Source organism: Micromonospora sp. CPCC 206060 (assembly GCF_036906895.1).
Taxonomy (GTDB): Bacteria; Actinomycetota; Actinomycetes; order Mycobacteriales; family Micromonosporaceae; genus Micromonospora.
The window spans coordinates 26,144-38,669 of the sequence record NZ_JBAKHU010000021.1 but is presented as its reverse complement, the minus strand read 5'-3'; the positions used below and the strand labels follow the sequence as shown (position 1 = coordinate 38,669).

11 protein-coding genes are annotated in these 12,526 nt (G+C 73.0%); 7 read left to right on the top strand and 4 right to left on the bottom strand.

Annotation, left to right across the window (positions count from 1 at the left end; translation table 11 throughout):
- Positions 1-10 precede the first annotated feature (10 nt).
- From leuC to V6U90_RS15575, 4 genes are all read left to right on the top strand, one after another.
- Positions 11-1,465: a 3-isopropylmalate dehydratase large subunit gene (gene leuC / locus V6U90_RS15590; protein ID WP_334436287.1), complete on the top strand. Its 1,455-nt coding sequence runs from the start codon at positions 11-13 to the stop codon at positions 1,463-1,465.
- Positions 1,466-1,476: 11 nt separating this feature from the next.
- Positions 1,477-2,064 carry a 3-isopropylmalate dehydratase small subunit gene (gene leuD, locus V6U90_RS15585; protein ID WP_334436284.1) on the top strand — a complete coding sequence of 196 codons (588 nt, stop codon included), beginning with the start codon at positions 1,477-1,479 and terminating at the stop codon, positions 2,062-2,064.
- A 171-nt stretch (positions 2,065-2,235) separates the two neighbouring features.
- Positions 2,236-2,979 carry an HU family DNA-binding protein gene (locus V6U90_RS15580; RefSeq protein WP_334436281.1) on the top strand — a complete coding sequence of 248 codons (744 nt, stop codon included), beginning with the start codon at positions 2,236-2,238 and terminating at the stop codon, positions 2,977-2,979.
- Positions 2,980-3,118: 139 nt separating this feature from the next.
- The gene (locus V6U90_RS15575) at positions 3,119-5,170 is read left to right on the top strand and encodes an endonuclease/exonuclease/phosphatase family protein (RefSeq protein WP_334436278.1); all 2,052 of its coding nucleotides are present in this window, start codon (positions 3,119-3,121) and stop codon (positions 5,168-5,170) included.
- Between the two features lie 45 nt (positions 5,171-5,215).
- On the opposite strand, the gene V6U90_RS15570 is transcribed toward V6U90_RS15575, so the two are convergent.
- From V6U90_RS15570 to cofC, 4 genes are all read right to left on the bottom strand, one after another.
- On the bottom strand, positions 5,216-6,139 hold the full coding sequence (locus V6U90_RS15570; RefSeq protein WP_334436275.1) for an NUDIX hydrolase: 924 nt from the start codon (positions 6,137-6,139) through the stop codon (positions 5,216-5,218).
- Between the two features lie 64 nt (positions 6,140-6,203).
- Positions 6,204-8,330 (bottom strand): RNA degradosome polyphosphate kinase, encoded by a 2,127-nt coding sequence (locus tag V6U90_RS15565; protein WP_442933595.1) that lies wholly within the window; start codon positions 8,328-8,330, stop codon positions 6,204-6,206.
- A 232-nt stretch (positions 8,331-8,562) separates the two neighbouring features.
- Positions 8,563-8,760, bottom strand: coding sequence for a cold-shock protein (locus tag V6U90_RS15560; RefSeq protein ID WP_334436273.1), 198 nt, complete (start codon positions 8,758-8,760; stop codon positions 8,563-8,565).
- Positions 8,761-8,829: 69 nt separating this feature from the next.
- Positions 8,830-9,468 (bottom strand): 2-phospho-L-lactate guanylyltransferase, encoded by a 639-nt coding sequence (gene cofC, locus V6U90_RS15555; RefSeq protein ID WP_334436271.1) that lies wholly within the window; start codon positions 9,466-9,468, stop codon positions 8,830-8,832.
- A 131-nt stretch (positions 9,469-9,599) separates the two neighbouring features.
- On the opposite strand from cofC, the gene V6U90_RS15550 reads away from it, so the two are divergent.
- Genes V6U90_RS15550 through V6U90_RS15540 form a run of 3 tightly spaced genes read left to right on the top strand, consistent with a single transcriptional unit; the run spans position 9,600 to position 12,514 of the window.
- A complete protein-coding gene (locus V6U90_RS15550) occupies positions 9,600-10,385 on the top strand; it encodes a lysophospholipid acyltransferase family protein (protein ID WP_334436268.1) in 786 nt (261 codons plus the stop codon).
- Positions 10,382-11,380: an NAD(P)H-dependent glycerol-3-phosphate dehydrogenase gene (locus V6U90_RS15545; RefSeq protein ID WP_334436265.1), complete on the top strand. Its 999-nt coding sequence runs from the start codon at positions 10,382-10,384 to the stop codon at positions 11,378-11,380. Before V6U90_RS15550 ends, V6U90_RS15545 begins: the two co-directional genes overlap by 4 nt.
- 3 nt (positions 11,381-11,383) lie before the next feature.
- Complete coding sequence (locus V6U90_RS15540; protein WP_334436263.1) at positions 11,384-12,514, top strand: cystathionine gamma-lyase; 1,131 nt, start codon at positions 11,384-11,386, stop codon at positions 12,512-12,514.
- Positions 12,515-12,526 lie beyond the last annotated feature (12 nt).

Here is a 12,526-nt window from a genome sequence, read left to right as displayed (position 1 = left end):
GGATGTCCAGATGGTGGGAGTCACTCCGAAATCAACGTCGCCCCGGACCCTGGCCGAGAAGGTCTGGGATGCGCACGTCGTGCGGTCCGCCGATGGTGAGCCGGATCTACTCTTCATCGACCTCCACCTGTTGCACGAGGTGACCAGCCCGCAGGCCTTCGACGGGCTGCGGCTCGCCGGCCGGCGGGTACGCCGTACCGACCTGACACTGGCGACCGAGGACCACAACACCCCGACGGGGTACGCCGACCCCGGGTTCGCCAGCCGCCGTGGTGACCTGCTCACCATCGCCGACCCGACATCGCGCACCCAGATCGAGACACTGCGCCGCAACTGCGCCGAGTTCGGCGTACGGCTGCACCCGCTGGGCGACGACAACCAGGGCATCGTGCACGTCATCGGGCCGCAGCTCGGGGTGACCCAGCCCGGCATGACGATCGTGTGCGGCGACTCGCACACCGCCACCCACGGTGCCTTCGGCGCCCTGGCCTTCGGCATCGGCACCAGTGAGGTCGAGCACGTCCTCGCCACCCAGACGCTGCCGCAGGCCCGGCCGAAGACCATGGCGGTGAACGTGGTCGGCGAACTGGCCCCCGGGGTGACCGCCAAGGACCTCGTCCTGGCGCTGATCACCCAGGTCGGTACCGGCGGTGGCCGGGGCCACATCGTGGAGTACCGGGGCGAGGCGATCCGGGCGCTCTCCATGGAGGGACGCATGACGGTGGCCAACATGTCCATCGAGTGGGGCGCCAAGGCCGGCATGATCGCGCCGGACGAGACCACCTTCGCGTACCTCCAGGGCCGGCCCAATGCCCCGCAGGGCGCCGACTGGGACGCCGCGGTGGCCTACTGGCGGACCCTGCCCACCGATGAGGGTGCGGTCTTCGACACCGAGGTGACCCTGGACGCCAGCCGGATCAGCCCCTTCGTCACCTGGGGCACCAACCCGGGCCAGGGTGCGGCGCTGAACGACGCCGTGCCGGACCCGGAGGAGTTCCCCACCGACGCGGAGCGGACCGCCGCCCGCCGCGCCCTGGAGTACATGGACCTGCGCCCCGGTACCGCGCTGCGGGACGTGCCGGTGGACGTGGTGTTCGTCGGCTCCTGCACCAACGGCCGGCTGGAGGACCTCCGGGCCGCCGCCGACGTGCTGCGCGGCCACCGGGTCGCCGACGGGGTACGGATGCTCGTCGTACCCGGTTCGGCGGCGGTCCGGGTAGCGGCCGAGGCAGAGGGGCTGGACAAGGTCTTCACCGACGCCGGCGCCGAGTGGCGCTTCGCCGGCTGCTCCATGTGCCTGGGCATGAACCCGGACACCCTCGCGCCGGGCGAGCGGTCGGCGTCGACCTCCAACCGCAACTTCGAGGGCCGGCAGGGCCGGGGCGGGCGTACCCATCTGGTGTCGCCGCCGGTTGCCGCCGCCACCGCCGTCGTCGGCCGGCTGGCCGCTCCCGCTGATCTCTGAAGGGCAGTCGAATGGACAAGTTCACCGTGCACGACGGTACCGCCGTACCGCTTCGCCGTTCCAATGTGGACACCGATCAGATCATCCCGGCGGTGTACCTCAAACGGGTGACGCGGACCGGTTTCGCCGACGGCCTGTTCAGTGCCTGGCGGGAGGACCCGACATTCGTTTTCAACGATGAAAGGTATTCCGGGGCGTCGATCCTGTTGGCCGGTCCGGAGTTCGGTACCGGCTCCTCCCGGGAGCACGCGGTGTGGGCGTTGCGCGACTGGGGGTTCAAGGTCGTGATCTCGCCGCGCTTCGGTGACATCTTCCGGGGCAACGCCCTCAAGGAGGGGTTGCTGCCGGTCGAGCTGGAATTGAAGGCCATCGAAGAATTGTGGGACCTCGTGGAGCGGGAGCCGGGCACGGTGATCACCGTCGACCTGGCTGCCCGACAGGTCCGGCAGGGAGATGCCGCCTGGTCGTTCCCGCTCGACGATTTCAGCCGGTGGCGCCTGATGGAGGGCTTGGATGACATTGGACTGACCCTCCGGCACGAGGCCGACATCACTGCCTTCGAGGCGACCCGGCCCCCCTTCCTTCCCGTCGTGGCCTAGTCCGTACGCCCGATAGCACAGCCGATTTCGCCCCCGCCGGTCAGCCGGCGGGGGCGAATCCGTTACGACACAAGGGCTTTTTTCCGGCAGATGTTTGTGTCCTGGTAGCACAGGGCATACCGTGCGCGCAGAATGGCACGCGGAGTCCAGTTGCACAATCAGGAGGAAGTCGTGAACAAGGCCGAGCTCATCGAGGCGCTCGCCGCTCGCCTGGGGGACCGGAAGACGGCCACGGCCGCGCTCGACGCGGTCCTCGCAGAGGTACAGGCGGCGGTCACCAAGGGCGAACGGGTGGCGATCACCGGTTTCGGAGTCTTTGAGAAGCGGGTACGGGGGCCACGAACAGCCCGGAACCCGCGTACCGGCGAGGCGGTGAAGGTCAAGAAGACATCGGTGCCGACATTCCGCCCGGGTGCCGGTTTCAAGGAGATGGTCGCCAGCGGCAAGGCGCCGAAGAGCACTGCGGCGGCGAAGAAGACCACCGCTGCCGCTGCTGCGAAGGCCGCCGGGGCGAAGGCCGCCGGGGCGAAGGCGGCCGGCGCCAAGGCCACCACGGCCAAGGCGACCACCGCGAAGGCCGCCGGGGCGAAGGCGGCCGGCGCCAAGGCCACCACGGCCAAGGCGACCACCGCGAAGGCCGCCGGGGCGAAGGCGACCGGTACGAAGGCCACCGCCACCAAGAAGGCCGCGCCGGCCAAGGCGGCGACCAAGACGACCGCCGCGAAGGCGACCACCAAGAAGGCGGCCACCGCCAAGGCGACCACCAAGAAGGCGGCCACCGCCAAGGCGACCACCAAGAAGGCGGCGCCGGCCAAGAAGGCGGCGACCAAGACGACCGCCGCCGCGAAGAGCACCACGGCGGCGACCAAGGCGGCCAAGAAGGCTCCGGCCAAGAAGGCCGCAGCCAAGCGCTGACCCACTGCACCACAGGGGCGTCCACCAGCGGCGGTGGGCGCCCCTTTGCATGTCCGCCGCCCGGGACCCGTTGATCCGTACGCCGGACAGGTCGACAATCGCGCGCAGACCGCCTCCCTCCACCCCCTTCGGAGTGCCGATGCGTCACCCCCGTACCGCGACCGCCGCCACCTGTCTCGGCGTGCTCCTCCTCGTCGACGTCCTGCGGGTCTGGCTGCCCACCATCATCACCATCTTCGGCCAGGCCGCGTCCACCCCGGCCGAACTGATGGGCGCCTTTGCGCTCGGCTGGTTCCTGCTGCCACTGGCCGCCCCGGCGCTGATCCGTCGGGTCGGTACCCGGAAGGTCGCTCTGGCCGGGGCGCTCGGACTCGCCGGTAGCCGGCTGACGCTGACCGCCGCGCCCGGTGGACAGATGCAGCTCTACCTGGCCAGCGCCGGCCTGCTCGCCGGACTGGTCTGGCTCGCGGCCGGGGCCGCCAGCGGCGTACGGCCCCGGTCCGGACTGGTGCTGGGGCTGGCACTCGGCGCGGTCGGGCACACCATGCTGGACACGTACGACCTGGTGTGGCGCGGTGGTGCCACGGCCTGGACGGTCAGTGCGGTACTCGCCGTGCTCCTTGTGGTGGCGCAGGCGGGCGTGCCGGAGACGGTGTCGCCCGGCGCTGCGCGAGCCTGGTGGCCGGTCGGCCCGGTGCTGCTGCTCGCCGGCATGGTGGCGCTTTCCCCGGCGCTGGCCGGTACGGCGGTGTCGTACCTCGGTGGCGCCGGGGGTACCGCCCGGTCGCTGCCGTGGCACGGACTGCCGCAGGGGCTGCTCTGCGCCGCTGCGACCGGGCTGTTCGTGCTGGCCGCCCACGCCTGGCCGGAGCCGGCACACCGCAGGGCGCTGCGCTGGTCCGCGCCGGTGGTACTGCTCGCCGGGACCGCGCTTTTCGCGCTGGACCGGCCGCCGCTGCTGGTACCGGCGATTCTGCTCACCGCGCTCGGGCTCGGCGCGTGCCTGCGCCTGACCGACCCGGTGGACGCGCCCGTGGCCGGCTCGGGGCTCCACCCCGGCGCTGCGGGGCGGGCGGCGTATGCGGCGGTCGGTGGGATGGTGGTCTTCGCGGTGGCCGCTGTCGGGTACTACGCGGCCTACGACCTCGGCTACCCCAACGGCTGGGTACCGGTCGCCGTCGCGGTCGTGGTGGCCCTGGTCGCGCTCCGGGGCGGACAGCCGACCCGGAGCGCCGGGGTGCCGCCCGCGACACGGGTTACCGGGGAACCGCCCGCAACCAGGGCTACCGGGAAGCCGGCCGCGACCAGGGTTACCGGGGAACCGCCCGCGACCCGGTTCGCGTGGCGTCAGCCGGACGCCCGGGTGCCCGGTCTGCGGCTGGCCGGCGGGCTCGCCCTGGCCGGCCTGCTCGCTGCGGTGCTCGCGGTACCCGTCGCGCCCGCCAGCACCGTCCCGGCGGCTGCCACCGCGCCTGCTGCCACCGGTCCGGCCGCACCGGTCCGGCTGGTGGCGTACAACATCCGGATGGGGTTCGGCCTGGACGGTCGACTCGACCTCCCCGGACTGGTCGACGTACTCGCCGGTCAACGGCCGGACGTGGTGGTGCTCAGCGAGGTGGACCGGGGCTGGCTGCTCAACGGTGGGCACGACACCCTCGACCTGCTGGCCGGGCGGCTGCGCCTGCCGTACGTCTTCGCGCCGGCCGCCGACCCGGTCTGGGGCGACGCGGTACTCACCCGCTTCCCGGTCCGGGACGCCCGGATGCTCCGGCTACCGGCGGTCGGTGCGCCGACCGGGGCACAGGCTCTCGCGGTCACCGTCGACCGGCCCGGCGGGGAACTCGTGGTCGTCTCCACCCACCTGCAACCACCACCGGACGCCGGTCCGGTCGTTCAGGCCCGCGCGGTGGCGCGCTTCGCCACCGGGTACGCCGCCGGACGGCCGCTCGTCGTGGCCGGCGACCTCAACACCGAACCGGGTGACCCGGCATTCGCCGAGTTCACCGCCGCCGGGCTGGTCGACGCACTGGCCGCCGGTCGGCCATTGGCCACCAGTCCGGCGGACCGGCCGGTCGAGCAGATCGACCACGTGTTCGTCTCGGCACAACTGCGCGGCAGGGACGTGGCCGTGCCCCGGAGCACCGCCTCGGACCACCTGCCGGTGGCGGTCACTCTGGACGAGGGGCGTTAAGAAGGGGCCCTTCCTCTACCGAAAACGTTAATAGGGGGCCCTTCCTTACAGGGGGTCGGCGGCGACGAGCCGGTCGTCGGCGAAGGCGAGCAGCCACCCGCCGCCCTTCGGCGTCGTCCAGTCCGCGTCGGGCCCGGCTGCGGTGCAACCCGGGACGTCGGCTGGTCCGGCCACCCGGTGGGTGGCGAGCCGGGCCAGTGCACCGGGAAGCACCCCGCCCTGGCTGCACACCGCGACCGGGTCACCGGTGGTGGCCAACTCCAGCAGCCGGCCGGCGGCGGCGAGGGCGTTCTCCTGCGCGTTCTGGCCGGGACGTGGCTCGTCGAAGTCGCCGGCCGCCTCGATCGGCAGGTCGAGCAGTTCGGCGAGCGGGTCGAGGGTCTGCACGCAGCGACGTGCGGTGGCGGCGAACAGGCGTACCGGCCGGACCAGGGCCAGCAGCGGGGCCAGCCGGCGCGCCTGCGCCCATCCGGTGACATCGAGCGGCCGGGCCACGTCCGGCCCGGACCAGGTGGCCCGCTTGCCGGCGCTGGCGTGCCGGACCACGGCCAGCGCCACGGTCACCGGAGGCAGTCCGGCGAAGGCCCGTAGCACCAGCGCGTCGTGCGGGTAGCTGACCAACCGGACCGCCTCGTCGACCGGTAGCCAGCGGACCGCGTCCACCTCGGTGTCCGGTTGGAAACCGCCGTTGCCCACCGCCCGCATCGACCAGTAGTCGACCACCTTGGGCCGCCCCTCGCTGACGTACCGCACACTGGGCAACCGGACCTGGGGTACCGCCCGGACATCGGACTCCTCGGCCAACTCGCGGACGGCGGCCAGCAGCGCCGGTTCCTCCGGTTCCAGCTTGCCCTTGGGCAGCGACCAGTCGTCGTAGCGGGGCCGGTGCACCAGGCAGACCTCGGCCCGGTCACCGGCCGGACGCCAGGCCACCCCGCCGGCCGCCCGAATCGTCGTCCCGTCTGTCACCGCACCCGCTCCCGTCTCGCACCCACCATCAGGTCAGCCTATTTCCCGTGGGTCGGTGGTCGGCTCAGCCGGGGGTACCGCCGGCCCGGCGCAGCAGCATCTCCTGGAGGTGCGGCGACGGGGTCTCCGCCGTACCGGCCCGGCGGTGCCAGCTTCCGTCGGCGGCCAGCTCGAACGCGGCCACCTCCGGGCTCATCGACGCGGTCAGTACGTGGTCGAGTTCGGCGCGGGCCACCGGGTCGGTCACCCGGACCAGGGCCTCCACCCGGCGGTCCAGGTTGCGGTGCATCAGGTCCGCCGAGCCCATCCAGAACTCCGCGTCGCCGTTGTTGCCGAACCGGAAGATCCGGGAGTGCTCCAGGAACCGGCCCAGGATCGACCGGACCCGGATGTTCTCCGACAGCCCCGGTACCCCCGGCCGCAGCGTGCACATCCCCCGGATCACCAGGTCGATGTGCACCCCGGCCTGCGACGCCCGGTAGAGCGCGTCCACGATCTTCTCGTCGACCAGCGAGTTCACCTTGAACTGCACCAGGCCCGGCATGCCCGGGCGGGTGTGCGCGACCTCCCGTTCGATCCGTTCGATCAGCCCGTGCCGGATGCCCTGCGGGGCTACCAGCAGCCGCCGGTACGCGGTCTGCCGGCTGTACCCGGTGAGCACGTTGAACAGGTCGGTCAGGTCGGCACCGACCTCCGGGTCGGCGGTCAGCATCCCGAAGTCCTCGTAGAGCCGGGCGGTCTTCGGGTGGTAGTTGCCGGTGCCGATGTGGCAGTAGCGCCGGATCTGGTTGCCCTCCTGCCGGACCACCAGGGCGGTCTTGCAGTGCGTCTTCAACCCCACCAGGCCGTAGACCACGTGGCAGCCGGCCCGTTCCAGCATCCGGGCCCAGCCGATGTTGGCCACCTCGTCGAAGCGGGCCTTCACCTCCACCAGCACCACCACCTGTTTGCCGGCGGCGGCGGCGTCGATCAGGGCGTCCACGATCGGCGAGTCACCGCTGGTCCGGTAGAGGGTCTGCTTGATGGCCAGTACGTCCGGGTCAGCGGCAGCCTGCTCGATGAAGCGCTGCACGCTGGTGGCGAACGAGTGGTACGGGTGGTGCACCAGGATGTCCCCGTCCCGCAGTGTGGCGAAGACGCTGCGGGGCACCTCACCCTCCACCAGGCGGGGGTGGGTGGCCGGCACGAACGGCCGGTCCTTCAGGTCGGGCCGGTCGGACTCCTCGTAGATCTGCCAGAGGGCGGCCAGGTTGAGCAGGCCGGGCACCCGCAGCACGTCCTGGCTGTCCATGTCGAGTTCCCGGACCAGCAGGTCGAGGACGTGGTCGGAGATGGAGGCGGCCACCTCCAGGCGTACCGGCGGGCCGAACCGGCGGCGGGCCAGTTCCCGTTCCAGGGCCTGGAGCAGGTCCTCGTCCCGGTCCTCGTCCACCTCCACCTCGGCGTTGCGGGTCACCCGGAACAGGTGGCACTCGACCACCTGCATGCCGGAGAAGAGCTGCCCCAGGTGTACCGAGATGAGGTCCTCGACGGGCAGGAAGCGGACGCCCGGCTGGTCCGGGTTGACCCGGACGAAGCGCGGCACGTTGTTGGGCACCTTGACCCGGGCGAAGAGTTCCGATCCGCCGTCCGGGTCCCGGACGGTCACCGCCAGGTTCAGCGACCGGTTGGAGATGTACGGGAACGGGTGCGCCGGGTCAACCGCCAGCGGGGTGAGCACCGGGAAGATGTGCTGCCGGAAGTAGGTCCGCAGCCGTTCCCGTTCGGCGGCGTCCAGGTCCGCCCAGCGGAAGATGTGGATTCCCTCGGCGGCCAGTTTCGGCAGCACGTCGCCGACGAAGCAGCCGGCGTGCCGGGCCACCAGGTCGACGGTCTTGGCGGCGATCAGGTCGAGTTGGGCCCGCAGCGGGAGCTGGTGGCCGCCGCGCACCGGCAGCCCGGCCTGGAGCCGCCGCTTCAACCCGGCGATCCGCACCATGAAGAACTCGTCGAGGTTGCTGGCGAAGATGGCGAGGAACTTGGCCCGCTCCAGCAGCGGGGTGCGCGGGTCCTCGGCCAGCGCCAGGACCCTTGCGTTGAAGTCGAGCCAGGACAGCTCGCGGTTGAGGAAACGGTCCTCCGGCAGCGGCGCGGGGACCGCCGGCCCGGTGTCGTCCGCCCGGTCGGCTCCGGCGGCCGGGGCGGGCCGCAGATCGTCCGCGCTGGACACCTCGTCGACCCCGGCGGAACCCGGCGCCCCGGCCACCGCTGGGCCGGTCGTGCCGGCGGTACCGGTGGTGCCGGACGTGGTGTCCGGCCGGGCGCTGTTCGTACCGGTTCCGGTGGTGGTCCTGGTCTGGCGTGGCCGGCGGCCGGCGGGGGTGCTCACCGGTCAATCATGACCCGATCCAGGTGAACGGAAACTGAACTTGCCGACCCGCGACTCAGCTCACGCCGGGAATGGCGACCCGGCTGACCTGGCCCGACGCGTCCCGGTGGATGGTGACCCGCTGGCCGAGCCGGAGCAGTCGCAGACCGGAGGCGTCGAACGCGGCGGCCGGGAAGGTCAGCTCCGTGCCGTCGTCGAGGAGGAGGGTGCCGGAGCGGGTCTGCTGGTCGTAGGTCGCCACGGTGCCCTGCATGCCAGCACCGTACACCGGGGTCGGCCGGTGGTTCGGTGGTCGGTGGGCGGTTCAGCAATCGGCGGGTGGTTAGTGGTCGGTTGCCGCACGGAGGGCGCCGACCAGGGCGCCGCTGTGCGGGCCGAGCCCGAGGACGGCCGCCTCGGCCAGGTCGGCTGCGGTGTCCACGTCCCGGCGCAGGGTGGGCCAGTCCCCGGTGAGCGCGACCGCCCCGGACTCGGCGTGCGCGACCGCCGAACCGCCGCCGAACCGGGGCCCCAGCGGGGTGCCGGGCGCGGTGGCCAGCAGCACCGTCCCGGTGCCCGGGGCGTCGGCGACGAAGTGCCGGGCCGGACCGCCGCCGCTGGCGGCGTGCAGCGCGTCGGCCAGTTCCGCCGGCCGCAGCGCCGGCAGGTCCGCGGCGAGTGCGGCCACCCAGCCGCCGCCGGCCCGGTCGGCACCGGCGGCGCAGGCCGCGTTGAGCCCGCCACCGGGATCGGCCACCACCTGCGCACCCTCGGCCCGGGCCACCCGGACCACCTCCGCGTCGTCGGTGACCACCGTCAGCCGGGCCACCACCGGGCAGGCCAGCGCCGCCCGGACGGTGTCCCGGGCCAGGGCCAGGGCGAACATTTCATGGGGTACGCCGGGCAGGGCGCCCCGCAACCGGCTCTTCGCGACCGACAGGCGCTTCACGGGTACCACCACGGTCCAGTCCGGCTCGCCCACGGCGCAATCCTGCCAGGCGTACCGGTACCCTTCGCTGGCCGTACCCGGTGGCAGCAGGCATGATTTCGCTGCGGGCGTCACCGGGGCGGGCGGCGTCGGCGGGCGGCAGGCGGGCGGACCGAGGAGGCACAGTGGCGCGGCGCAGGCTGGGGTTCTGGCGGCGGTTGCCCGTGGTGTTGATCAAGCCGGTGCTGACCGTCTGGACCCGGCGTACCTGGCTCGGCATGGAGCACGTACCCCTGACCGGCCCCGTGATCATCGTCCCGAACCACATCTCGCACGCCGACCCGCTGGTCTCGGCGCACTTCGTCTACGACGCCGGCCGCTGGCCGCAGTACCTCGGCAAGGCCAGCGTCTTCCGCGTGCCGGTGGTCGGCTGGCTGCTGCACAGGGCCCGGCAGATCCCGGTCGAGCGCGGCTCGGTGGACGCGGCCCGGTCGCTGGACACCCTGGTCGCGGCGCTGGACGCCGGCGGCGCCGTGGTCATCTACCCGGAGGGCACCATCACCAGGGAGCCCGACCTGTGGCCGATGCGGGGCAAGACCGGTGCCGCCCGGCTCGCGCTGGCCACCGGTGCCCCGGTGGTACCGCTGGCGATGTGGGGGCCGGAGCGGATGTTCGACCCCCGTAACAACCGGTGGGATCCGCGCCCCCGGCGACCGGTGACCGTGGTGGCCGGACCGCCCGTGGACCTGAGCCGGTGGGCCGGCGCCCCACCCACCAAGGCGACCCTGGACGAGATAACCGAGGAGATCATGCTCAGCCTGCGCGACCTGCTCGCCGGCATCCGTGGCGGCACCGCGCCGCCGCTCTGGGCCCGGCCGCAGCAGCCGGACCGGACCGCTCAGTCGGGCGCGGAGGCACCCACGTCCGGTGACGGGACCGACTCGCGGCGGCGCCAGGCGGGTGCCGCGTGACCGGACACGTCGCGGTCCTGGGCGCGGGTTCCTGGGGGAGCGCGTTCGCCAAGATCCTCGCCGACGCCGGGCGGGACGTCACGATCTGGGCCCGTCGGGAACGGGTGGCCGAGGCCATCCGGACCACCCGGACCAACCCGGAGTACCTGCCCGACCTGCGCTTGCCGGACCGGGTCAGCGCCACCAGTGACGCCGGGGAGGCCATCTCCGGCGCGGAGGTGGTGGTACTCGCCGTACCGTCGCAGACCCTGCGCGCCAACCTCGCCGGGTGGACGGGTTTCCTCGCCCCCGACTCGACGCTGGTGTCCCTGATGAAGGGCATCGAGCTGAGCACCACGAAGCGGATGAGCGAGGTGATCGTGGAGGCCGCCGGGGTCGCCCCGGACCGGGTCGCGGTGGTCTCCGGGCCCAACCTCGCTCCGGAGATCGCCCTCGAACAACCCGCCGCCACCGTGGTCGCCTGCACCGACGTCTCCCGGGCCACCCTGGTACAGCGGTCGATCACCACGCCCTACTTCCGGCCGTACACCAACGACGACGTGACCGGGTGCGAGCTGGGCGGCGCGGTCAAGAACGTGATCGCGCTGGCGTACGGCATCGCCTGCGCGATGGGACTGGGCGACAACACCCGCGCCATGCTGATCACGCGGGGGCTGGCCGAGACCGCCCGGCTCGGGGTGGCCCTCGGCGCCGATCCGCTCACCTTCGCCGGCCTGGCCGGCATGGGGGACCTGGTCGGCACCTGCTCGTCGCCGCTGTCGCGGAACCGTACCTTCGGTGAGCACCTGGGGCGCGGGGAGACCCTGGAGCAGGCGCAGACCGCCACCCGGCAGACCGCCGAGGGGGTCAAGAGCTGCCTGGCGATCCGGGACCTGGCCCGGGCGCACGCGGTGGAGATGCCCATCACCGAGCAGGTCGAGCGGGTCTGCCACGAGGGGGTCGATCCCGGGGTCGCGATGGCCGCCCTGATGAGCCGTACCACGAAACCGGAGTGACCGATGAGCGCTGACCTGCGTCCCGGTGACGGCGACGGCACCCGGTGCGTGTACGCCGGGCTGCCGGAGCCGGTACCCGGTGAGCCGTTCCTGCCCGGTCCGGTGCTCGCCGCGCCGTACCACCTCGACCCGTGGCAGGGGCCGGCGGCGAGCCCGAACGGGTACGGCCGCCCGGACAACCCGACCCGCCGCCGGCTGGAGGCGGCGATCGGTGAACTGGAGGGGGGCGACTGCCTCGCCTTCGCCACCGGCCAGGCGGCGGTCACCGCACTGCTGCTGACCGTGCTGCACTCCGGTGACACCGTGCTGCTCCCCGCCGATGGCTACTTCGCGGTGCGGGCGTTCGCCGCCCAGACCCTGGAGCCGATCGGGGTCCGGGTGCGGTACGCCCCGACGGCCGGGCCCTACCCGTCGTTCGAGGGCGTACGGCTGCTGCTGTTGGAGACCCCGGCCAACCCCGGCCTGGACGTGGCGGACGTGGCTGCGCTCGCCGCCGCCGCGCACGGGGCGGGGGCGCTGGTCGCGGTGGACAACACCACCGCCACGCCGCTGGGGCAGCGTCCCCTCGATCTCGGTGCGGATCTGGTGGTGGCGTCCGGCACCAAGGCGCTGTCCGGTCACTCGGATCTGCTGCTCGGCTACGTCGCGACCCGCGACGCCGACCTGCTCGACGCGTTGCGGGTCTGGCGGGCCAGCACCGGCGCGGTACCCGGTGCGTTCGACGCCTGGTTGGCGCACCGGTCACTGGCCACTCTGGACCTGCGGCTGGCCCGGCAGTCGGCGAACGCCGCCGCAGTGACCGGGCTGCTGCTCGCCCGCCCCGATGTGCAGGGTGTGCGCTGGCCGGGCCGGCCGGACGATCCGGCGTATCCGGTGGCGTCGACCCAGATGCGGCGGTTCCCCGGGATCGTTTCGTTCGACCTCGGTACCGCCGAGCGGGTCGGGCGGTTCCTGACGGCCGCCCGGCTGGTCGCTGCGGCGACCTCGTTCGGTGGCCTGCACACCAGCGCGGACCGGCGGGCGCAGTGGGGGGACGACACGTCGCCCGGATTCGTCCGGCTCTCCTGTGGCGTCGAGGACACCGTCGACCTGCTGGCCGACCTGACCGCCGCGCTGGACGCCACGGTCGACTGAACCGGCCGGCCC